Here is a 23,200-nt window from a genome sequence, read left to right as displayed (position 1 = left end):
GTTTATTATTATTTATATAAAAAGGCGCGCAGTATTTTTTCAAATACTGCACGCCTTTGTGCTACCTTCTAATTGCGTTTATTTTACGCTATAAAGGATTTCTCCGTATGTTGGGTATGGCCAGATATCACTTGGTACTACTGTTTCAAGCTCATCAACCACTTCTCTAAGCTCATTCATATCTGCAAAGATTACATCATGATGGAACTTAGCCAAATCATATGTCTCAGTTAATTCTTTTGCCTTATCAATGTCTGCTTCAAGCTTCTCAAGTCTTTCATCCATTGATGTTGTTAACTTAGCTGCCTGCTCCAATCTCTTCTTTTCCACTGAAGAATCAACTGGAAGTCCTGTAGCTGCCTTTGCGTTAAGAGTTTCTGCAAGTGTAAACTGATAATCACTAGCAGCTGCCATAATGTCTTTCTTAACCATAGCATCCATTGTAAGGGCTTCGATATCAATTACCTTATAGTAATTCTCAAGCTGGATATCATAACGGCTATAAAGCTCCTGCTCCGTAAATACGTTATGCTTTGTAAATACATCAATCGCTTTCTTATCTACGAATGCTGGAAGCGCATCTACTGTAGACTTGAGGTTCTTAAGTCCTCTTCTTTCTGCTTCCTTTACCCACTCATCAGAATAACCATTGCCATTAAAGATGATTCTCTTGTGGGCTGTAAGCTCTCTCTTAAGGAGCTCTGCAAGTGCCTTATCGAAATCAGCTGCCTTTTCAAGCTCTTCTGAGAACTTATCAAGTTCTTCTGCAACAATTGTATTTAATACAACGTTTGGACCTGAAATAGATGCTGCAGAACCAAGTGATCTAAACTCAAACTTATTACCTGTAAAGGCAAATGGTGATGTTCTGTTTCTATCTGTTGTATCCTGTGAAATGCTAGGAATAACAGCTGCACCAATTGACATCTTCTTCTTTTTAATGTCTTCATAATCAGTTCCATCGATGATTGACTCAACAATAGCTTCAAGCTCATCTCCAAGGAACATTGAAATGATTGCTGGTGGTGCCTCATTTGCTCCAAGTCTATGATCATTTCCAGCAGAAGCAACCGATACTCGGAGTAATTCCTGATACTCGTCTACAGCCTTAATTACTGCTGTTAAGAACAACAAGAACTGAGTGTTCTGGGAAGGAGTAGCACCTGGTTCTAACAGGTTTACTCCGGTATCGGTTGATATAGACCAGTTGTTGTGCTTGCCCGAACCATTTACACCTGCAAAAGGCTTTTCATGAAGTAAGCAAGTCATTCCGTGACGTCCAGCTACAACCTTCATCATCTCCATTGTAAGCTGGTTATGATCTGTTGCTATATTAGTGGTTGAGTACACTGGTGCAAGCTCATGCTGAGCTGGCGCAACTTCATTATGCTTTGTCTTTGCAAGTACACCTAGTTTCCACAACTCCTCGTCTAACTCTTTCATGTAGGCAGAAACTCTTGGCTTAATAGTTCCAAAATAGTGATCCTCAAGTTCCTGTCCCTTTGGAGGCTTAGCTCCAAATAATGTACGTCCTGTATAAATCAAATCTGGACGCTTGTTATACATTTCTGTATCAATTAAAAAGTATTCCTGCTCTGGTCCAACTGTTGTAATAACTCTCTTTACATCATCGTGACCAAAAAGCTTAAGTGCTCTAACTGCTGATTTATCAAGTGCTTCCATTGAACGAAGTAATGGAGTCTTTTTATCAAGTGCTTCACCTGAGTATGAACAAAAGGCTGTTGGAATACAAAGAGTATCATCCTTGATAAATACATAGCTTGTTGGATCCCATGCTGTATATCCTCTTGCTTCAAATGTAGCTCTTAAACCACCTGATGGAAATGAAGATGCATCAGGCTCACCTTTGATTAATTCTTTACCTGAGAAAGTCATGATAACCTTGCCACCTTCTTCAGGCTGAATAAATGAATCATGCTTTTCAGCTGTAACACCTGTCATTGGCTGGAACCAATGTGTGAAATGTGTAGCTCCAAGTTCAATTGCCCATTCTTTCATAGCATGTGCAATTACATTTGCAAGCTCTCTGTCAAGAGGACGTCCCTCTTCAATGGTCTTCTTAAGAGCCTTATATGCATCCTTAGGAAGACGTTCCTTCATAGTCTCGTCATTAAAAACTTTGCTTCCGAAAATCTCTGTAACCTTGCTCATTTCTTATCCTCCTCTTATACTCCGCTAGCGCCGTAGTTTGCAAGTACGCGTGCGGATGGATCATCAACATCGCATCCCTCCCAAGCCTTGTTTGGCATCCAAAAGTCTACAACCATCTGTGCCTGGCCTGGATAGTACTTCTCAAATAAATCTCTATACAAAAGTGATTCCTTTGTAAAAGGTGTTGCAAATTCGTATTTGCGATACGCATTCTTTACATCCTCATCACTGTATAAGCTATTAGCATATTCCTTCAGGTAATCTACCATTGAATGTCCAACTGCATCTGAGAACGCTGCTTTCTCTCTGAACAATATGTCATGTGGTAAGTAATCGCCCTCCTCAAATGCATGTCTCAATAAATACTTGCCTTTATTGTATTTATTCATCTTGATTTCAGGATTTACACTCATTACGTAGTCCACAAAATCTAAATCACCAAATGGAACTCTTGCCTCCATTGAATGAACTGAAATACATCTGTCAGCCCTCAGTACATCGTACATGTAAAGCTCTCTAAGTCTCTTTTCTGCTTCCTTCTGAAACTCTTCTGCATTTGGAGCAAAATCTGTGTATTTATAACCGAAGATTTCATCTGATATCTCACCAGTAAGAAGAACTCTTATCTCTGGGAACTGTTTCTTGATTCCCTTGCAGATTAAATACATTCCCATGCTGGCTCGGATTGTTGTTATGTCGTATGTACCAAGTGCTGCAACAACTTCCTCCAAAGACTCAATTACGATGTCTTTATTGATTATGATTTCGTGATGTTCTGAACCAATGTAATCTGCAACTTCCTTTGCATACTTTAAATCGATTGCATCCTCGTTCATGCCGATTGCAAATGTTTTAATTGGCTTATCCATCATCTTCTGAGCGATTGCACAAACAAGTGATGAATCAAGTCCACCAGAAAGAAGAAATCCTACTGGAGCATCTGCATCAAGTCGTTTTTCAACTCCTGCCACAAGCTTTGCTTTGATATTAGCTGCAACCTCTTCCACACCGTCCAATCTGTATGTCTGTCGCTTTGCCAAATCTCTATAGCATGTAAACACACCCTTGTAATAATAATGTCCTGGTGGAAATGGCTTAACCTCTTCTGTAAGACCAACCAAGTTCTTTGCTTCTGATGCAAACATTATTGAACCTTCACTATCGTATCCGTAAAACAAAGGTCTAATTCCGATTGGATCTCTTGCTGCTACCAAATCATCTATTTCCTTGTCGTAAATAACCATTGCAAATTCTGCATCAAGCTTTTCGAACATCTTTGTTCCGTATTTACGATACATTGGTAAAATGATTTCGCAATCACTGTCGCTTAAGAATTTGTATCCCTCTGCTTTCAAACTCTCTCGCTCTGTTTTGAATCCATACAACTCTCCGTTGCATATTACATAATCGCCATCAAGCTCAAAGGGTTGCATTCCTGCTTCCGTCAAACCCATAATTGATAATCTTTGAAAGCCCAGCACCGAATCATTCACGGTTATAACTCGTTGCATGTCTGGCCCTCTTGAAACTGTTTTTGCAAATGCCGCTTCGAAGTCTTTCATCTCCACATGGCATTTACTTAAAGCCATAATCGAACACATAAAATCACCTTCCCATAGGAACAAGAAAAGGCGTCGCAGATTTAGCTTTTCAAACTAAATCTACGACGCCTTTGTCGTATTATTGTTCCATTGATTTTTATTTGTTTAGAATAATATTCTTTTGATAAATGTTTGTCAATAACATTTTTTATATTTTTTAAAATAAATTTTGGATTAAATTTTTCAAACCAAAAATTATAGATTTGTATAACCCATCAAGAACTCATCTACTTCTCGAGCACAATCGCGGCCCTGTCTAATAGCCTTTACAACCAAAGACTGACCTGTGTGCATATCACCTGCAGTAAATACCTTAGGCACATTTGTAGCGAATGAATTCGTATTTACGGATGCAACATTAGTACGTCCATCCAGCTCCACCTTGAAAGCGTCTGCCACATATTTCTGCGCTCCAAGAAATCCTGCTGCAATCAGACAAAGCTGGCAAGGCACTTCTTTCTCAGTACCTTCCACTGGCACCATCATTCTGCGTCCTGTTTTCTTGTCAGTTTTAGACTCAAGTGAAACTAAAACAACAGACTTCAAATCACCATTCTTATCTGTCTTGAATTCCTTGACAGTTGTAGTGTAGATTCTAGGATCATGACCAAACTTGGCAATAGCCTCCTCCTGACCATAGTCAGTTTTACATACAAGAGGCCACTGAGGCCATGGATTTGATTCAGCTCTCACATCTGGTGCCTTTGGCATCATTTCAAGCTGTGTTACAGACTTACATCCATGACGAATTGCAGTACCAACACAATCGTTACCTGTGTCTCCACCACCGATGATGATAACATCCTTGCCTTTGGCAGAAATATACTGTCCCTCTACAAGCTTCATATCATTTGCCCAGAGGCACTTAGTAGTAGATGTAAGGAAATCCACAGCAAAATAGATACCCTTAGTCTCTTTTCTACCTGTAGCCTGAATATCACGTGGATTAGATGAACCGCAGCAAAGAACTACCGCATCGTACTTCTTTGTCAAATCGGCCGCCTTAACATCAACACCTACATTGGCATTAACTACAAAGCTTACACCTTCCTCCTCCATGATTTTGATTTTGCGGTCAATAATCTGCTTTTCGAGTTTCATGTTAGGAATACCGTAGCGAAGTAATCCACCAACATTGTCATTGCGCTCGTACACAGTTACATTGTGACCGCGTCTGTTTAATTGATCTGCCACTGCAAGTCCAGAAGGGCCTGAGCCAATTACTGCAACAGATTTACCTGTGCGAACCTCTACAGGCTTTGCATCTGCCAATCCATTGGCATAGGCATACTCAATAATGGCCTTCTCGTTTTCTCTTGTAGATACAGCATCCCCATTTAGTCCGCAGGTACATGCTTTCTCACAAAGTGCAGGACATACCCTGCATGTAAACTCAGGGAAATTGCTAGTCTTGTGAAGCCTCTTATAGGCCATCTCATAATTTCCCTGATATACAAGCTCATTCCACTCAGGAATAAGGTTGTTCAGAGGACAACCAGAAGTCATCCCCTTAATTGTCATACCTGACTGGCAGAATGGTACACCACAATCCATGCATCTTCCACCTTGTCTTCTCTGCTCCTCTTTTGAAAGAGGCTCATGAAACTCATTAAAATTCTTTATTCTGGCAAGAGGGCTAACCGCTTCAGCCTCTACTCGCTCATACTCTAAAAATCCAGTTGGCTTTCCCATGGTTCCCTCCTACTTGTTTAATAAATTAAATGCTTCAATTTGTGCCTGCTCAGAAGATAATCCCTTTTCCTCCATTTGCACAATTGTCTGCATCATCTTTTTGTAATCAAAAGGTACAATACGCTTGAACTTAGGTAGATACTCGCTAAAGTTGTCGTAAATTTCCTTGCCCTTTGCGGAGCCAGTAGCAGCCACGTGCTCAGCAATAATCTCCTTAAGCTCTAATACATCGTATTTGTCAGTAACTGTCTCCAGTGAAACCATAGATTTGTTTAGTCTCTTGTATAAAGATGCGTCTTCATCAAGCACATATGCAATACCACCAGACATACCTGCTGCAAAGTTCTTGCCAGTCTCACCAAGTACTACAACTCGTCCACCTGTCATATATTCGCATCCATGATCTCCACAGCCTTCTACAACTGCTGTGGCGCCTGAATTACGTACTGCGAAACGCTCGCCTGCTACACCGTTGATAAAGGCTTTACCACTGGTTGCACCATACAAAGCCACATTACCTATGATGATGTTCTCATCCTGCTTATAGGTCGCCTTAGCAGATGGATATACAACAAGCTTTCCGCCTGATAATCCCTTACCGAAATAGTCGTTAGAATCTCCCTCCAAGTTAAGTGTAAGTCCCTTAGGTATAAATGCACCAAATGACTGTCCACCTGCACCCTGGCAGTTAATTACATAGGTATCTTCCTCCAGATTTTCTCCATGGTTTCTGGTAATCTCTGCTCCAAACAATGTACCAAATGAACGGTCCACATTTGAAACCTCAAGACTTACCTCCCCCTTCTTACCAGAGGCTATAGCACTCTTTAGCTTTTTAAGAAGAACCTTTTCATCAAGTGTCTTTTCTAGCTCAAAGTTGAATACATTCTTTTTATCATATTCAATCTTCTCATAAGGATTTGGATTAGAGATTACAGCAGATAAATCTACCTTTTCTCTACGTCCACTTCCAGCCACATTCTTAAGAGTAAGCAAGTCATATCTACCACAAAGCTCATCTACAGTTTTGCATCCAAGCTCTGCCATATATTCACGAAGCTCCTGAGCTATAAAGCGCATAAAGTTAACTACGTATTCTGGCTTACCTGTAAATCTCTTTCTAAGCTCTGGGTTCTGAGTTGCAACACCAACAGGACAAGTATCCAAATTACATACTCTCATCATTACACATCCCATAGTTACAAGTGGTGCTGTTGCAAATCCAAACTCCTCCGCACCAAGTGCACAGGCAATAGCAACGTCACGGCCGCTCATAAGCTTACCATCTGTCTCGATAACAACCTTATTACGTAATCCGTTCTGAGCAAGTGTCTGATGTGCTTCAGCCAAGCCTAATTCCCATGGAAGTCCTGCATTATGAATAGATGACTTAGGAGCTGCACCTGTACCACCATCGTATCCAGAGATAAGGATAACCTGAGCACCTGCCTTGGCAACACCGCTGGCAATTGTACCTACTCCTGCCTCTGATACAAGCTTTACTGATATACGTGCATCCTTGTTGGCATTCTTTAAATCATATATGAGCTCAGCCAAATCTTCGATTGAATAAATATCGTGATGAGGTGGTGGCGAAATAAGAGCTACACCCGGTGTAGAAAGACGAGTCTTTGCTATCCATGGATATACCTTCTTTCCAGGTAAGTGTCCACCTTCACCTGGCTTTGCACCCTGAGCCATTTTAATCTGTATTTCCTTTGCAGATACCAGATATTTGCTTGTAACACCAAATCGACCTGATGCAACCTGCTTAATTGCAGAGCAACGGTTAAGACCATCAGGACCAACCTCATATCTGGCTTCCTCTTCACCACCTTCACCGGAATTTGATTTTCCGTGAAGCATATTCATGGCGATAGCCATTGTCTCATGGGCTTCCTTAGAAATCGAACCGTAACTCATAGCACCAGTTTTAAATCTCTTTACAATTGAATCTACTGACTCAACTTCATCGATGCTGATTCCCTTCTTAGGGTATTTAAAGTCTATAAGGCCACGAAGATTTCGAACTGCATCTTCATCGTTAATTAAAGCTGTATACTCTTTGAATGTGTTATAGTCACCTGTTCTTGTGGCAAGCTGAAGTAAATGAATGGTAGCAGGATTATATAAGTGTTCCTCTGCTCCCGCTCTCATCTTATGTACCCCCTTCGAATCAAGTGTCTTATCTACAGACAATCCAAGTGGATCAAATGCCATAGAATGCTGTCTTTCCACATCAGCCTGAATATCCTCAATAGTGATTCCACCAATACGGCTAATTGTGCCAGTGAAATACTTATCGATTACATCGGAGCTTATTCCTATTGCCTCAAATATCTTTGCACCTTGATATGACTGTACTGTGGAAATACCCATCTTTGATGCAATCTTAATGATGCCTGTAATAATAGCCTCGTTGTATGAATCAATGGCTGCATGTACATCCTTCTGCAACTGACCTTTCTCCACGAGTTCTTCGATTGTTTCCTGAGCAAGGTATGGATTGATTGCAGATGCACCGTAACCAAGCAACGTTGCAAAATGATGCACCTCTCTTGGCTCGCCCGACTCGAGAATAAGTGAAAGGCTTGTTCTCTTTTTGGTCTGTACCAAGTGATGCTGTACTGCTGCTACTGCAAGAAGTGATGGTATTGCAACATGATTCTCATCCACACCTCTATCAGATAGGATGATAATATTTGCACCCTCTCTATTTACTCTATCTACCTCTACATACAGGTGCTCAATAGCCTTAGCCAATGATGTATTTTTATAATATGTGATAGGTACAGTTTCTGCCTTAAGTCCTGGCACCTTCATAGATTTAATCTTCATCAAATCTGTCACTGTAAGAATAGGGTTGTTAATCTGCAACATATTGCAGTTTTCTTCCTTTTCCTCCAATACATTGCCAGCTGTACCGATGTATACAGTTGTTGCTGTAACAATCTCCTCACGGATTGAATCGATTGGTGGATTTGTTACCTGGGCAAAAAGCTGCTTGAAGTAGTTAAATAATGGCTGATGATGATTTGAAAGAACTGCAAGCGGAGTATCAATACCCATAGCAGCTGTGCTTTCCACACCATTAAGGGCCATTGGAAGGATTGATTCCTTCACCTCACCATATCCATATCCAAAAGCCTTTTGAAGTCTGTCACGCTCTTCCTGTGAATGCTTTGGAACAGGCTCGTTTGGAATCTTGATATCAGCTAAATGAGCAAGATTTGCATCGAGCCACTGACCATAAGGCTGGCTGTTAGCATATTTCTCCTTTAGCTTTGCATCATCAATAAGCTTACCTGCTACAGTATCAACAAGAAGCATTTTTCCTGGACGAAGTCTATCCTTCTTAACTATTCTCTCCTCCTCAACAGGAAGTACACCTACTTCTGAAGAAAGAATTAGATAATCGTCGTTTGTAATATAATAGCGGCTTGGGCGAAGACCATTTCTATCAAGGACAGCACCCATAATATCGCCATCAGAAAACAGGATAGACGCTGGGCCATCCCATGGCTCCATCATTGTTGAATAGTACTGATAGAAATCTCGTCTTGCCTGGTCCATAGCCTTATTTTTATACCAAGGCTCAGGAATAGTAATCATTACCGCAAGAGGAAGTGGCATGCCATTCATTACCAAAAACTCTAACGCATTATCAAGCATTGCGGAGTCGGATCCTGCCTGATTACAAACTGGTGTAATCTTTGACATTTCTGGCTCAAGCACCTGAGAAACCATTGTCTCCTCACGGGAAAGCATTTTATCTGCGTTACCCTTGATAGTATTAATCTCACCATTATGAACTATAAATCTATTTGGATGCGCTCTCTCCCAAGATGGATTTGTATTAGTAGAGAAACGAGAATGTACTGTTGCAATTGCAGACTCGTAATCTGGATCCTCAAGATCTTCGAAAAACAGTCTGAGCTGATTAACTAGAAACATTCCCTTATATACAATAGTTCTACTAGAAAGAGATGCTACATAAGTATCCTCTGCTGTCTGTTCAAATACACGTCTTGCCACATACAGTCTTCTATCGAAATCCAATCCTTTTTCGCAGTCTGCAGGCTTTTTAATAAATGCCTGGCAGATATATGGCATGCAGTCTAAGGCCATCTTTCCTAATATTTCAGATATAGTAGGAACTTTACGCCATCCTAAGAATTCAAGTCCTTCCTTCTCGACACTGATTTCAAACATCTTCATTGCCTGTTTTCTCTTCAACTCATCCTGAGGGAAGAAAAACATACCAATTCCATATTCTCGCTCATTGCCGATTGCAATCTTTTCTTTTTCACAAACCTTCTTGAAAAATTTATGAGATATCTGAAGTAGGATTCCAACACCATCGCCAGTCTCACCTGATGCATCCTTGCCAGCTCGATGCTCCAAGTTTTCTACAATCTTTAATGCATCTGACACAGTCTGATGGGTCTTGATTCCCTTAATAGATACAACTGCACCTATACCACAGTTGTCATGCTCAAAAGATGGGTCATAAAGACCTTGCATTTGATTACCCATGTTAGCTACTCCTTCCACATAGTAGTTTTAATAAACAAAAAAAGAAAAGGCATCTAAAGAGACTCCCCATAAGGGAATTTCTTTAGACGCCTTTGTCTTGAGAAAAAATATACAACTAATTAAAAGATAATGCAAGCACTTTTTTAATTTAATGTGCTAAAGCATCCTTAATTTTCTGTCCAGTTACTGTTCCAGCGACTCCACCTTTACCAGTTTCCTTTATATTAGGATTCATATCTTTACCTACAGCACTCATAGCATCAAACACTTCATCTGCAGGAATTCGACTTTCAATACCAGCCATTGTAAGCTCTGCTGATGTAACGGCATTCATGGCTCCACAAACATTACGCTTTACACAAGGAACCTCTACCAAGCCTGCAACAGGATCGCAAGCTAGTCCCAGAAGATTTTTAAGAGCAAGTGCAGCTGCGTTTGCACTCTTTCTGCCATTACCTCCCTGAAGATATACAAGTCCTGCTGCTGCCATTGAGCTGGCTGCTCCGATTTCCGCCTGACAGCCACCTTCAGCACCGGCAAGTGATGCTCTGGCTGCTATTACCTCACCAACTCCTGCTGCTACAAAAAGAGCCTCTGTCATCTTTTCATCAGTAAGTCCTAATTTCTCCTGGGCTGCTATAAATACTGCTGGAACAACTCCACATGAACCGGCTGTAGGTGCAGCAACAATTCGTTTCATACAGGCATTGCCCTCAGCAACACGAAGAGCCAATTCCATGACATGTCCTGCAAAATCGCCAACTAAAGCATTTCCACTGTCAAGGTATTCTCTAAGAAGACCTGCCTCACCGCCTACTAAGCCACTGTTACTTTTAACTGTCTTGTCGTAATTAAGAGCAGACTCCTTCATTGCTGTGTACATGCGCTTCATATTTTCAAAGGATTCTTCCTCTGAAACTGCGCGTTCCTTGCAATCGTCCTGCTGAACTATCTTCCAGAAAGGAACTCCGCTATTCTCTTCTAATTTACAAATCTCTTCTACTGAATCAAACATCTATAATCCTCTACTCTGGACAGTAATATGAAACCTTCATAATACCTTCTAGTTTTTCTAATTCTTTGATTGTGCTATCTGGTACACATTCATCACACTCAATTACCATAACAGCTTCTCCACCACGCTTTTTACGATAGAGCTGCATAGTGGCAATATTAATATGTTCTATGCCAAGAAGTCTTGTAACCTCAGTAATGTATCCTGGCTTATCAACATTATGAACTATAAGTGTAGGGCTTTCTCCGGAGAAGTTGGCCTTCACTCCATCAAGCATAACTACCTGAATACGTCCACCACCGATAGATGATGCAACTACTTCTAGGCTGTGACCTGAAACGCCATGCATAATAACCTTTGCTGTGTTTGGATGAACATCTCCCAAGTCAGCTGCCTGTATTGTATATTTAAAGCCCAGCTCCTGTGCCACTGTAAAGCTATCTGGCAAACGCTCATCGTCACAGGCCATTCCTAGTAAACCACCTACGATAGCCTTGTCAGTACCGTGACCTTTGCCTGTTTCGGCAAAAGAACCGTGCAGATAAATCTCCGCACTTTCGATTTTTTCTGCCATAAGCTTATTACAAACATTTCCAATTTTGGCTGCTCCTGCTGTGTGAGAGCTGGAAGGACCTACCATAACCGGTCCAATAATATCAAATAGATTCATTAAAAAATCTCCTAATAATTTTTAAGCTCACCGGCAATATTTAAAGAAAAATAATCCTTTATTTCAGATGGATTACTGGTCTTTCCAAGAATCCACATGAGCTTTGTAAGGGCCGCTTCACTTGTCATATCCTGAGCCTGGAGTACTCCGCTTTCGAGAGCTCTCTTACCAGTCTCGTAAACATCCATCTTTGAGCCTTCGTATCTGCACTGAGTACCAACTACAACAGTCATACCATCAGCAATAACCTTCTCGATTGTGCTGATAAAATCATGCTTTAAAAATGGCATGCCACCAATTCCAAATGCCTCAATGTAAAGTCCCTTATATCCTTGCGCCGCAATTGATTCAACAAGGCTTCTATGAATGCCAGGGAACATTTTAAGCATACAAACTTCTGTAGAATAATTGTTTTCCAGGTGGAACACACCATTTCTAACAGGGATTGTACTATCATCAATATTCATACCAAGTGAGCTGATTTCAGCTACATTTGGATAATTGATGCTTTCAAAAGCATCAAAGCTAAGTGAACGAACCTTAGAAGCACGACATCCAAGCATTACCTTGCGATTGAATGCAACAAACACTCCTGCTCTGCCACTTGCTGCCATATGAATGGCGCATCGTAGGTTTTCCATAGCATCTGCAATTGGATTTGTAATAGAAAGCTGTGAGCCAGTAATTACAACCGGAATATTTATGTTTTGAAGCATAAAAGAAAGCATAGATGATGTATATGCAAGTGTATCTGTTCCGTGGATTACAACAATGCCATCATAGTCATTACGTATACCACCAATATGCTCAGCAAGCTTGCTCCAATCCTCTGGGAAAATATTGGCACTATCAACAGCCATAAAATCTTCTATTTCAAAATTAATATCACCTGACACCACATGCAATTCACGCTTCATATCCTGAGTAGACAGCCCAGGTGCCAAACCACTTTCCTTCATAACTGAAGACAATGTTCCGCCAGTATTAATAATAAGTATGTTCCTACTCAATGATTTATCTCCTTCGCTGTATCACAAATGATATCAACGCATTTTTCAAGCCCAAGTGTTGAGCTCTTTAAGCACAAATCGTAGAACTGGGCATTGCCGAATTCTGTTCCAGTGTAGTGCTTGCAGTATTTCTTTCTTGCCTTGTCCACATTGTGAAGCTCCTCACGAACCTTTTCCTCTGTGGTGCCTGGCATTTTCTCCATCATTCGCTTAACACGGAAGTGCTCTGTACCTGAAACGAATACATGAAGAGAATGATCAAATTCCTTAAGAATGATGTTGGCATTTCTGCCGACTATTACACAATTGCCTTTTTCAGCAACCTTTCTGATTGCTTCCTTTTGAGCATTGTAAAGACGCTCATCAAGTGGCTTATTGTAGAAGTCAAATAGACTCTGTCCCAAGCCAAACTCTCTTGGTACCTTCTCATCAAAGTATCTAACTTCTTCAGGACTAAGATTACCTGATTCGATTGCTGCTCTGATAATCATATCCTTATCACAGTAATAGTAGCCTAAACGCTCAGCTACCTCTTTACCGATTGTACCGCCTCCAGCACCAAACTGACGGCTGATTGTAATTATGTTTTTCATACGCCCCTCTTATAATACTTTATTTAAGAAATCGATGGTTCTAGCTTCCTTTGGATTAAGCAATACCTCTGAAGGTGTGCCTTCCTCGATGATGTAGCCACCATCCATAAATATTACTCTATCTGCTACTTCTCTAGCAAATCCCATTTCGTGAGTAACAATAACCATTGTCATACCATCTGCAGCCAAATCCTTCATAACCTGAAGAACCTCTCCTACCATTTCTGGATCAAGAGCTGATGTTGGCTCATCGAAAAGCATAATATCTGGCTCCATGCAAAGTGCACGAGCGATAGCAACACGCTGCTTCTGTCCACCTGAAAGCTGACTAGGGAAGCTTGAAGCCTTATCTTCAAGACCAACCTTTGCAAGCATCTTTTTAGCGCGCTCCTCTGCCTCAGTCTTAGAACACTTCTTAAGCTGAACAGGTGCAAGTGTAAGGTTATCAAGTATGTTTAAGTTGTTGAAAAGGTTGAAATGCTGGAATACCATTCCAATGTTTTCTCTAACTTTATTGATATTGATATGTTTATCTGTGATGTTGTTTCCGTCAACAACAATTGAGCCTGCAGTAACAGTCTCAAGTCTATTTAAGCAACGTAAGAATGTAGACTTACCAGATCCTGAAGGACCGATTACACAAACAACCTCGCCCTTAGTAACATCTGTAGAGATATCCTTTAATACCTCTAAGTCGCCATAGCACTTCTTAAGATTTTTAACACTGATTTTAATTTCTTTATCTGCCAACGTTTAATCTCCTTTCAAGAACCTTTGCACTACGTGAAAGGATTGTAATAACTATAAGATACATAACACCAACAATAGCCCATGTCTGGAATGACATGAATGTGTTTGCCTGTACGTTCTTTGCTGTGTTAACAAGTTCTGGGAAACCGATAACTGAAAGAATTGATGTATCCTTAAGTGTAATAATGAACTGGTTGATGAATGTAGGAATCATAGTCTTGATAGCCTGAGGTAATACGACTTTGCGCATAGCCTGACCATATGTAAGACCCAGAGATCTTGCAGCTTCCATCTGACCTTTATCAACAGACTGAATACCTGCTCTAATAATTTCTGCCATATAAGCACCACAGTTTAAAGCAAGACAGATTGTACCTGCCTGAAGAGCTGTCAAACTAACAGAGAAACCTCCAATGATGGTATTAAATAAGTAAGGAATACCAAAATATACAAAGAAGGCTAATACAATCATCGGAACTCCTCTGATTACATCAACGAAAATCTGTGAGATTACATTGCTTACTCTGTTCTTAACTACACCCATAATACCGAAAAGCATACCGATAATGCAGGCAAAGAATAAGCCTAGTAATGCAAGAAGCAATGTTCTGCCCATAGCAATTAGAAGCATAGGACCATAAACTGAAATAATAGTTAACATAAATAATAAACCCTTTCTAACTGGTTTTATAAATAATAAGGGCAGGTAAACCCCTGCCCCTTTAATCTAATACTATTCGCCTAAGTACTTTGCAATGATTTCATCGTATGTGCCATTTGCCTTGATATTTGCAAGACCTGCATTAAACATATCAATAAGCTCCTGGTTGTCTGAGTTGAAAATTGCAAATCCGTATTCAGCAGGATCGTTACCAGTGTTCTCAAGAATCTTCATTGAGATACCAGTATCTTTAATATTTGAAGCCATAATTGGAGTGTCATCGAAGCAAGCTGCAACCTGACCACCTACAACTGCCTGATACATTGTAGGAGAATCCTCAAAGTATGTAACAGTGAAGCCATACTCACTTGAAAGGCTCTCAGCATAAGAAGCACTCATTGTACCTGTCTTAACTGCAACTGACTGTCCCTTTAAATCTTCAAAACCTGCAATATCAGATGATGCCTCTACAGCCATAGACTGATTTGCATCATAATATCCATCAGAGAAAACCCATCCAGATGCTTTTCTTTCATCTGTAATAGAAGCACCTGCAATCATTCCATCAGCCTGTCCTGCCTGGCATGCTGCAATTGAAGCATCCCATCCAAGAGACTTAAGCTCGTAATCGAATCCCTGATCCTCAGCGATAGCTGCAAGGATATCTACATCAATACCTACGAAATCCCCATTGTCATCTGTGTACTCAAATGGCTTGAATGAAGTATCTGTAGCGATAACCCATTTCTTATCTGAACTAGTAGCAGCATCTGCACCTTGTTCAGTTGCGCCCTGTTCTGATGCGTTTCCACATCCAACCATTGCAAACATTGTTGCAAATGCCATTAATAATGCTAGTGACTTTTTCTTCATTTCAAAATCTCCTTCCTGAAAACTGTGTTAATAAACACAGAAATTATTTTAGCATTTTTGTAGCTTTAATGCACTACTATTGCTAATTTTAGAAAAAGCGCCTGCTAAACCTATAGCAGACGCCTTTGTCTTCGTTACGCAATAATATACCTTTTTTTAGAAAGGATTTCAACCCAAATTTATTTCATAACTTATTTAATTACTGGTCTAACTCTTCTTGCAAGTACAAGCGCAAGTCCAAGCTTTACTAAATCAGGAATGATGAATGGGAAAACACACCATGAAAGTGCTGTCATTGCCCCAATTGCACCAGCATCCCTAGAGTAAACAACCATGAACCATACTGTTCCAAGTGCATAGCAAGCTGCAAGTCCAATGACAAGTGCTACGATTTCAACTACTAGTGTCTTCTTGAAGAGCTTAGTAGCCACAATGTATACAAGACCTGTAAGCAAGAAACCAATAATATAGCCACCTGTTGAACCAAGAACTACACCAATTCCCCCCGAAAAACCAGCAAATACTGGAGCACCTACTGCTCCGATTAAAATGTAGACCAATACTGAGAGTGTTCCTCTCTTGCCCCCAAGAAGGGAAAGCATAGCAAATACTGCAAATGTCTGTAGAGTAAATGGCACTGTTGTAGGAATGCTAATCCATGAGCATACTGCAATAAGTGCTGCTCCAAGAGCAATATATGCAATATCAAGTGTTTTAAATGCTGATTCTTTTGTTGTTAATGTGCTTGTGTTATCCATATTGCCTCCCTGTAATACTTTAATTTTTTCACCTGAATAACAATATCAAAACACTAGCTCATTGTCAACCATATATATTATTAAGGGTGACAATCTGCATTAAGCAATGAAGTTTTCAATCATTTTTTTTCCATTAGAAGTCAAAATTGATTCTGGATGAAACTGTAGTCCATATACTTCATATTCCTTATGAGCAACAGCCATAATCTCCCCATCTTTAGTGATTGCAACGGCTTTAAGCATCTCTGGTAAAGAGTCTTTATCTGCAGCTAACGAGTGATATCTGGCAACATCCACTGTATCTGGAAGCCCCTTAAATAACTTGCAGCTATTGTCAACCTGAACCTTTGATTGTTTACCATGCATTAATTCTTTTGCATAGGTAACATTTGCGCCAAAGGCTTCGCAGATAGCTTGATGTCCCAAACACACCCCCAGAATTGGTATCTTTCCTGCAAAATGGGTGACAATCTCCTCGCAAATTCCGGCTTCACTAGGCTTACCTGGTCCCGGTGAAATAATAATATGGCTAGGATTTAGTTTTTCAATATCGGAAATACGAATTTCATCATTTCGGCTAACCTTAATATCTGGCTCAATTTCCCCTACCAGCTGAAAAAGATTGTATGAAAAACTATCATAATTATCTATTAGTAAAATCATGCCAAACCTCCCTCGGCCAGGCTAACAGCATTTACTACAGCCTTTGCCTTATTGATACATTCAATTGCTTCGTTTTCTGGAACTGAATCATAGACAATGCCTGCTCCTGAACGAATACAAATTTTATCGTTCTTTTTATATACAAGTCTTATTGCTATACACACATCCAAATTTCCCGAGAAATCTATATAGCCAAGGGCGCCTCCGTATATGCCACGTTTGCTCTGTTCTAGCTCTTCGATTATCTGGCAGGCTCTAAACTTTGGCGCACCTGACAATGTGCCTGCTGGTAGAATTGCGTCCACTGCATCAATAGCATCCTTATCATCTGCCAAGTGTCCAACAACTGTGGAACCTATATGCATTACATGGGAATACCTTTCTATTTCCATATATTTTTCCACATTTACAGAACCAATACTGCTTATTTTTCCAATGTCATTTCTACCTAAATCAACAAGCATATTATGTTCTGCACGTTCCTTATCATCTGCCAAAAGCTCTTTCTCAAGAACTATGTCCTCTGCCTGATTTTTTCCTCTTGGTCTTGTTCCAGCAAGAGGAAATGTGCTCACCTGCTTTTGTTCTACCTTGACCAGTGTCTCAGGCGATGCACCAGCAATTTCGATATCATCACTTGAAAAATAAAACATGTATGGAGATGGATTGCTGGCTCTTAAAAGACGGTATGTGTCAAACAGACTTCCCTCTGCTTTTGCTGTAAGGGGATTGGATAAAACAACCTGGAAAATATCCCCTTCTTTTATGTAATTCTTTGCCTTTTTTACCATCTCACTGTACTCTTTATTAGTGAATTTAGGCTTGATATCCGTTATAAGCGAAAGAGGCTGAAATTGTTCTTTCTTTCCACTCTGCAATAGGCTTTTTATCTTTTCCAGTCGAGTTTTAGCTTCATTATATAAGCTTTCCAAATCATCCGATTCATCCAGCATTACGCCAGTAATCAAATAGATTTTCTGCTTGAAATTATCAAATACAATTACATCGTTAAAAAGCATCAAATCCATATCTTTAAAATCGTCTTCTCCATGATTTTCAAGCTTTAGCTTTGGCTCAGCATATTTGATGTAATCATATGAAAAATAACCTACTAATCCACCTGTAAAGGTTGGAAAACCTGATAACACAGGGCTCTTGTATTTCTTTATAATTTCACGTAGTGTTTCACCTGGATGTGCTACTGTTTTCTCCTGAATTAGGACTTTACTGCCACCCTTATTTTCCTTTATTAATAGATGTCCGTCTTGGCAGGTCACCTCAAAGTTAGGATTGAATCCAAGAAACGAATATCTTCCCCAGGTTTCTGTCTGACTTGCACTCTCCAATAAATAACACTGATGACTGGCAGCTTTCAGTATTCGTACCATTTCTATTGGCGTGAAACTATCGGAAAGCATTTCTATCATTACAGGAATCCTTCTGTAATCACCACTTTTCACAAGTTTTTTAACCTGCTCTAAACTAGGATGCATGATATGCCTCCTTCATTGACTTAACAAACTCTCCCACATGTTTTGGAGCCTCTTTACCGTACTCCTCTACAACTCTAACAATTGCAGAACCAACAATGGCTCCATCCGATATATCAGCCATCTTGGCAGCCTGTTCTGGAGTTGATATACCAAATCCTACCGCACAAGGTACATCTGTGTTTTTTCTAACTCTATCAACTACTGTTTTGATGCCTTCATTAAGCTTGCTTCTTGTACCTGTCACCCCAAGGCTGGAAACAATATAGATAAATCCCTTTGCTTCTTTTGTAATCATATCAATTCTGTCCTCAGAAGTAGGTGCAACCATAGATATAAAGTCTACGCCATATTCAGATGCCACTCCTTCAAACTCTTCCTTCTCTTCAAAAGGAACATCCGGAAGGATGATACCATCAATTCCAACCTCCTGGCACTTGCCAAAAAATCTGTCTGAGCCATAAGAAAATACAACATTTGCATAAGTCATAAAGCAAAGTGGAATCTTCACTTCCTTTCTGACCTCTCTAACCATTTCAAATACATCATCTGTTGTGATTTTATTCTTCAAAGATCTAATATTTGCACCCTGTATTACGGGACCTTCAGCAGTTGGATCAGAAAAAGGGATTCCAAGTTCAATCAAGTCTGCGCCGTTTATCTCTAGCTCCTTGATTATTTCTTTAGTTGTCTCTAAATCAGGATCTCCACATGTAATGAATGGAATGAATGCCTTTTTATTCTTGAATGCTTCTGAAATCTTACTCATGGATATCCTCCCCTCTGTAACGTGCAATTGCTGCACAATCCTTATCTCCTCTACCTGAAACAGTAACTATAATAATCTGGTCTTTTCTCATTGTTGGAGCAAGCTTCTTCGCATATGCGATAGCGTGACTTGACTCGATAGCTGCAATTATTCCCTCTGTCTTCGCAATGTACTCAAAAGCATCAACAGCTTCGTCATCAGTGACTGGCACATATTTTGCGCGTCCAATGTCGTGCAGATAAGCATGCTCTGGACCAACACCAGGATAATCAAGGCCTGCAGAAATAGAATATACAGGAGCTATCTGACCATATTCGTCCTGGCAGAAATATGATTTCATTCCATGGAAAATACCAACCTTTCCAGTATTTACAGTTGCTGCAGTTTCAAATGTATCTATTCCTCTACCTGCTGCCTCACAGCCTATCAGCTCCACATCCTTGTCATTGATATAGTGATAAAAGCTTCCAATGGCATTGCTTCCACCACCTACGCAAGCAATGACAGCATCTGGAAGTCTTCCTTCTTTCTCAAGAATCTGAGCTCTGCTTTCCCTGGAAATAACTGCCTGGAAATCTCTAACAATTGTAGGAAATGGATGAGGTCCCATTACTGAACCAAGGCAATAATGAGTATCATCAATACGTGTTGTCCATTCTCTCATGGCCTCTGAAACTGCATCCTTCAATGTGGCAGTACCGCTTGTTACAGGGATAACTTCTGCTCCAAGAAGTCTCATTCTATATACATTAAGTGCCTGACGCTCTGTATCTTCCTTGCCCATAAATACAACGCACTCCATTCCAAGAAGTGCCGCAGCTGTGGCGGTTGCCACACCATGCTGTCCAGCTCCTGTTTCTGCAATGAGTCTTGTCTTGCCCATCTTTTTAGCAAGAAGAGCCTGTCCCAATACATTGTTAATTTTGTGGCTTCCAGTATGATTTAAATCCTCACGCTTAAGATAGATTTTTGCTCCGCCCAGGTCTTCAGTCATCTTCTTTGCGTAGTATAAAAGGCTTGGTCTTCCCGCATACTCATCAAGAAGCTCCTTCAACTCTCTATTAAACTCTGGATCATCCTTGTAGTGATTGTAAGCTTCCTCCAGCTCCATAACTGCATTCATGAGAGTCTCTGGAATATACTGGCCACCGTGAACACCAAATCTACCTTTGCTCTTTGCTGGAACCACATCCTCTCTTACCGCTTTTACGAATTGATCCATCTTGTATCCATCTTTAAGATGATCAGTCTCAATACCAGAGCTAACGTCAACACCATATGGCTTTACAGTATCAATGGCTTCAGCAACGTTCTCCTGGTTTAATCCGCCTGCAAGAATAAAAGGTCTATCTATATAGGTGAGAAGATTTAAATCCTTGATACGATTACCCTCTCCATTTCCTGCATCAAACATAATCATGTCTGCGCTGGACTTTTCTGCCTTTATAAGCTCCTCTGCAGATGTAACCTTGAAAGTTTTGATAACAGGAATATTGTTATCCATAAGTGATTTAATGTAATCTTCATCCTCATTTCCGTGAAGCTGGGCCACATCAATAATGTTTTCTTCAAATAAGCTTTCAACTTCCTGCTCTGGTGCATCAACAAATACACCTACAGCTTTTATTTCAGGATTTAACATACTCTTTAGCTTTTTTGCCTGCTTACGACTAACGTTTCTTTTGCTTTTCTCACAAAAAACAAATCCAACGTACTCAGGCTTAAGCTCATTTGCCTTTATGATATCTTCTTCTCTTGTAAGACCACATAGTTTAATAGTTGTCATCTTCATCACCTCTTAATTCTTTAAGCTTTTCCTTCTTGTCAGTTGCTTTCATAAGTGTTTCACCAATTAAAACTGCATCAACACCTGCTTCTTTCAGCTGAGATATATCCTCTGCTGTTTTAATTCCACTCTCTGATACAAATATCACCTTGTCATCTACAAGTGCTTTTAATCTCCTGCTATTTCCCGTATCTACTGAAAAATCCCTAAGATTTCTGTTATTTACACCTATTATTCTAGCCCCTGCCTTTGCTGCCATCTTTACTTCCGCATCATCATGGGCCTCCACCAAAGCACTGATTCCAAGACTATCGCATATACGAATGTATTCTCTAATTTGCTCTTCTGTCAGGATGCTACAGATTAGAAGTACAGCGCTAGCGCCTAATACCTTTGCCTCGTATATCATGTACTCATCTACAGTGAAATCTTTTCTTATAATCGGAATTGAAACCGCATTTGCGATATCCTCTAGATACTTGTCACTTCCCAAAAACCACTTTGGTTCAGTCAAAACAGATATGCAATCAGCTCCTGCTTCTTCATATGCCCTGGCTATATCCAAATAGTCGAATTTCTCGGCTATGATTCCTTTTGATGGAGAAGCTTTTTTGCATTCACAGATAAAGCTTATCCCCGGCTTTGCCAATGCTTTTTCAAATTCAAAAGCTCCCTTTGGAAGAGTTAATGCTTCTGCTTTTATTTCTTCAAGTGACTTATTCTTTTTATTTTCTTCAACACGAAACCTAGCATGCTCCGCTAACTGCTCCAGTATGTTCATCGCTATTGTCCTCTGAAATCTTGTTGCTTAATAGTATGAATTTCTCCAATGTCTCAAGTGCTTTTCCGGAATCAATTATTTCTCCTGCAAGCTCTACTCCAGCTTTAAAACTTTCAGCTTTTCCACCGATGTAAAGAGCTGCTCCTGCATTAAGAAGAACTGCATTTCTTTTATGTCCCTTTACTCCATTTAAAATGTCCCTTGTAATCTTTGCATTTTCTTCTGGAGTACCACCCTTCAAATCTTCTTTAGCGCATTTTTCAAATCCAAAATCCTCTGGCTCAATGATGTAAGTTTTATACCATCCATCTCTAATCTCACAAATCTTTGTTTGACTGCTTAAAGAAATCTCATCTAGCTTATCCAGGCCATAAACTACCATGCCACGCTTAACCCCAAGGTTGATAAGTACCTGCGCAAGTGGCTCAACTAAATATTCGTCGTAAACACCAAGCAACTGCATTATAGGAACAGCCGGATTTGTAAGAGGTCCCAGGATATTAAATACTGTTCTAAATCCAAGCTCTTTTCTAATTGCCCCTACGTATTTCATTGATGTGTGATACTTCTGCGCAAAGAAGAAGCACATCCCCACTTCCTTAAGAAGCTCTACACATTTTTCTGGGTCCTGGCTAATGTTTACTCCAAGTGCTTCCAGGCAATCAGCTGTACCACATAGTGAAGAGGCCGCTCTGTTTCCATGCTTTGCTACCTTCATTCCACCGGCCGCTGCCACTAGTGCTGATGTTGTTGAAATGTTAAAGCTATGGGCGTTATCTCCACCTGTTCCAACGATTTCAAATACTTCCATTCCTGTTTCAACCTTTGTAGCATGCTCTCTCATAGCAGCAGCACAACCAGCAATTTCATCTGTTGTCTCAGCTCTTGCACTTTTTGTAGAAAGTGCAGCCAAAAAAGCCGCGTTCTGTGTAGGTGAGCTTTCGCCATTCATAATCTCATTCATTACAGTGTAGGCTTCCTCGTATGTAAGGTCCCCCTTGTTTACAATTTTCTCGATTGCTTCCTTAATCATCTCGTAATCTCCTTCCCTTCTGTCATGGACTTTTTTTCCAAAAGTGCCAGTAGATAACAAGCTCTTGGTGTTACTCAAGGAGCCAATCTCGCGACGGAGTAATACCAAGGCTTGTAATCGTAACTGGCATTTGGGCAATAAAAAAGTCCCTGACAGAAACCATTAATAGTTTCCATCAAGGACGAAAATTCTTTTCCGCGGTGCCACCTTGAATTCATAGGATAATCCTATGCGCTTAACAGGATACCATCATATCCCTGGCAACTAACGTATGCCTTACGTCGTGCAATACTCTGACCAAAGTCATTTCCTCACGCCCTCAGGAGTCCATTCCCAAATTGCTATCA

The 23,200-nt window shown here is 40.3% G+C and carries 18 protein-coding genes, 1 pseudogene and 1 other annotated feature (1 of these 20 cut by a window edge); all 19 genes and pseudogenes read right to left on the bottom strand.

The window, feature by feature from the left end; translation table 11 throughout:
• Window positions 1–78: 78 nt before the first annotated feature.
• The gene (locus tag T375_RS01310; protein ID WP_044934009.1) at window positions 79–2,172 is read right to left on the bottom strand and encodes a glutamine synthetase III family protein; all 2,094 of its coding nucleotides are present in this window, start codon (window positions 2,170–2,172) and stop codon (window positions 79–81) included.
• Between the two features lie 14 nt (window positions 2,173–2,186).
• Entirely contained in the window at window positions 2,187–3,773 is a 1,587-nt protein-coding gene (gene asnB / locus T375_RS01305; RefSeq protein WP_044934007.1) for an asparagine synthase B, read from the bottom strand.
• A gap of 195 nt (window positions 3,774–3,968) precedes the next feature.
• Window positions 3,969–5,465: a glutamate synthase subunit beta gene (locus T375_RS01300; RefSeq protein WP_044934005.1), complete on the bottom strand. Its 1,497-nt coding sequence runs from the start codon at window positions 5,463–5,465 to the stop codon at window positions 3,969–3,971.
• Between the two features lie 9 nt (window positions 5,466–5,474).
• Window positions 5,475–10,001, bottom strand: coding sequence for a glutamate synthase large subunit (gltB, locus tag T375_RS01295; RefSeq protein ID WP_044934003.1), 4,527 nt, complete (start codon window positions 9,999–10,001; stop codon window positions 5,475–5,477).
• A gap of 148 nt (window positions 10,002–10,149) precedes the next feature.
• Entirely contained in the window at window positions 10,150–11,016 is an 867-nt protein-coding gene (sdaAA, locus tag T375_RS01290; RefSeq protein WP_044934001.1) for an L-serine ammonia-lyase, iron-sulfur-dependent, subunit alpha, read from the bottom strand.
• Window positions 11,017–11,026: 10 nt separating this feature from the next.
• Window positions 11,027–11,686, bottom strand: a complete 660-nt coding sequence (sdaAB, locus tag T375_RS01285) for an L-serine ammonia-lyase, iron-sulfur-dependent subunit beta (RefSeq protein ID WP_044933999.1) — start codon at window positions 11,684–11,686, stop codon at window positions 11,027–11,029.
• A gap of 11 nt (window positions 11,687–11,697) precedes the next feature.
• Entirely contained in the window at window positions 11,698–12,696 is a 999-nt protein-coding gene (locus tag T375_RS01280; protein ID WP_044933997.1) for an asparaginase, read from the bottom strand.
• Window positions 12,693–13,289 (bottom strand): cytidylate kinase-like family protein, encoded by a 597-nt coding sequence (locus tag T375_RS01275; protein WP_044933995.1) that lies wholly within the window; start codon window positions 13,287–13,289, stop codon window positions 12,693–12,695. Before T375_RS01275 ends, T375_RS01280 begins: the two co-directional genes overlap by 4 nt.
• A 9-nt stretch (window positions 13,290–13,298) precedes the next feature.
• Window positions 13,299–14,039, bottom strand: a complete 741-nt coding sequence (locus T375_RS01270; RefSeq protein WP_044933993.1) for an amino acid ABC transporter ATP-binding protein — start codon at window positions 14,037–14,039, stop codon at window positions 13,299–13,301.
• Window positions 14,029–14,700: an amino acid ABC transporter permease gene (locus T375_RS01265; RefSeq protein WP_033153923.1), complete on the bottom strand. Its 672-nt coding sequence runs from the start codon at window positions 14,698–14,700 to the stop codon at window positions 14,029–14,031. The genes T375_RS01270 and T375_RS01265 overlap by 11 nt, the downstream gene beginning before the upstream one ends.
• 72 nt (window positions 14,701–14,772) lie before the next feature.
• Window positions 14,773–15,573 carry a transporter substrate-binding domain-containing protein gene (locus T375_RS01260; protein WP_044933991.1) on the bottom strand — a complete coding sequence of 267 codons (801 nt, stop codon included), beginning with the start codon at window positions 15,571–15,573 and terminating at the stop codon, window positions 14,773–14,775.
• A 191-nt stretch (window positions 15,574–15,764) separates the two neighbouring features.
• Window positions 15,765–16,331, bottom strand: coding sequence for a biotin transporter BioY (locus T375_RS01255; protein ID WP_044933989.1), 567 nt, complete (start codon window positions 16,329–16,331; stop codon window positions 15,765–15,767).
• 99 nt (window positions 16,332–16,430) lie between these two features.
• Entirely contained in the window at window positions 16,431–16,994 is a 564-nt protein-coding gene (locus T375_RS01250) for an anthranilate synthase component II (RefSeq protein WP_044933987.1), read from the bottom strand.
• A complete protein-coding gene (trpE, locus tag T375_RS01245; RefSeq protein ID WP_044933986.1) occupies window positions 16,991–18,487 on the bottom strand; it encodes an anthranilate synthase component I in 1,497 nt (498 codons plus the stop codon). Before trpE ends, T375_RS01250 begins: the two co-directional genes overlap by 4 nt.
• Window positions 18,477–19,253: a tryptophan synthase subunit alpha gene (trpA, locus tag T375_RS01240; RefSeq protein WP_044933984.1), complete on the bottom strand. Its 777-nt coding sequence runs from the start codon at window positions 19,251–19,253 to the stop codon at window positions 18,477–18,479. Before trpA ends, trpE begins: the two co-directional genes overlap by 11 nt.
• A complete protein-coding gene (gene trpB / locus T375_RS01235) occupies window positions 19,246–20,475 on the bottom strand; it encodes a tryptophan synthase subunit beta (RefSeq protein ID WP_044934926.1) in 1,230 nt (409 codons plus the stop codon). The genes trpA and trpB overlap by 8 nt, the downstream gene beginning before the upstream one ends.
• Window positions 20,470–21,039, bottom strand: a pseudogene (locus T375_RS13890) (phosphoribosylanthranilate isomerase); the annotation flags it as partial. The gene trpB and the pseudogene T375_RS13890, both read right to left, overlap by 6 nt.
• Entirely contained in the window at window positions 21,026–21,820 is a 795-nt protein-coding gene (trpC, locus tag T375_RS01230) for an indole-3-glycerol phosphate synthase TrpC (RefSeq protein ID WP_044933982.1), read from the bottom strand. The pseudogene T375_RS13890 and the gene trpC, both read right to left, overlap by 14 nt.
• Window positions 21,786–22,853 (bottom strand): anthranilate phosphoribosyltransferase, encoded by a 1,068-nt coding sequence (gene trpD / locus T375_RS01225; RefSeq protein WP_044933980.1) that lies wholly within the window; start codon window positions 22,851–22,853, stop codon window positions 21,786–21,788. Before trpD ends, trpC begins: the two co-directional genes overlap by 35 nt.
• A gap of 174 nt (window positions 22,854–23,027) precedes the next feature.
• Window positions 23,028–23,200: a binding site (T-box leader), on the bottom strand; it runs 71 nt beyond the window's last position.

The sequence above is a fragment of the Pseudobutyrivibrio sp. LB2011 genome (genome assembly GCF_000701765.1).
Classification (GTDB): Bacteria; Bacillota; Clostridia; order Lachnospirales; family Lachnospiraceae; genus Pseudobutyrivibrio; species Pseudobutyrivibrio ruminis.
This window is presented reverse-complemented; position numbering and strand designations above follow the sequence as displayed.

Bases quoted from the DNA above. Each gene is read 5' to 3' on its own strand.
- trpD (WP_044933980.1), bottom strand. From the start codon at position 22,853: ATGATTAAGGAAGCAATCGAGAAAATTGTAAACAAGGGGGACCTTACA.
- gltB (WP_044934003.1), bottom strand. From the start codon at position 10,001: ATGGGTAATCAAATGCAAGGTCTTTATGACCCATCTTTTGAGCATGAC.
- trpE (WP_044933986.1), bottom strand. From the start codon at position 18,487: ATGCATCCTAGTTTAGAGCAGGTTAAAAAACTTGTGAAAAGTGGTGAT.
- asnB (WP_044934007.1), bottom strand. From the start codon at position 3,773: ATGTGTTCGATTATGGCTTTAAGTAAATGCCATGTGGAGATGAAAGAC.
- T375_RS01310 (WP_044934009.1), bottom strand. From the start codon at position 2,172: ATGAGCAAGGTTACAGAGATTTTCGGAAGCAAAGTTTTTAATGACGAG.
- T375_RS01265 (WP_033153923.1), bottom strand. From the start codon at position 14,700: ATGTTAACTATTATTTCAGTTTATGGTCCTATGCTTCTAATTGCTATG.
- trpC (WP_044933982.1), bottom strand. From the start codon at position 21,820: ATGAACATACTGGAGCAGTTAGCGGAGCATGCTAGGTTTCGTGTTGAA.
- T375_RS01300 (WP_044934005.1), bottom strand. From the start codon at position 5,465: ATGGGAAAGCCAACTGGATTTTTAGAGTATGAGCGAGTAGAGGCTGAA.
- trpB (WP_044934926.1), bottom strand. From the start codon at position 20,475: ATGGATCAATTCGTAAAAGCGGTAAGAGAGGATGTGGTTCCAGCAAAG.
- sdaAA (WP_044934001.1), bottom strand. From the start codon at position 11,016: ATGTTTGATTCAGTAGAAGAGATTTGTAAATTAGAAGAGAATAGCGGA.
- trpA (WP_044933984.1), bottom strand. From the start codon at position 19,253: ATGAGTAAGATTTCAGAAGCATTCAAGAATAAAAAGGCATTCATTCCA.
- T375_RS01275 (WP_044933995.1), bottom strand. From the start codon at position 13,289: ATGAAAAACATAATTACAATCAGCCGTCAGTTTGGTGCTGGAGGCGGT.
- T375_RS01260 (WP_044933991.1), bottom strand. From the start codon at position 15,573: ATGAAGAAAAAGTCACTAGCATTATTAATGGCATTTGCAACAATGTTT.
- T375_RS01250 (WP_044933987.1), bottom strand. From the start codon at position 16,994: ATGATTTTACTAATAGATAATTATGATAGTTTTTCATACAATCTTTTT.
- sdaAB (WP_044933999.1), bottom strand. From the start codon at position 11,686: ATGAATCTATTTGATATTATTGGACCGGTTATGGTAGGTCCTTCCAGC.
- T375_RS01255 (WP_044933989.1), bottom strand. From the start codon at position 16,331: ATGGATAACACAAGCACATTAACAACAAAAGAATCAGCATTTAAAACA.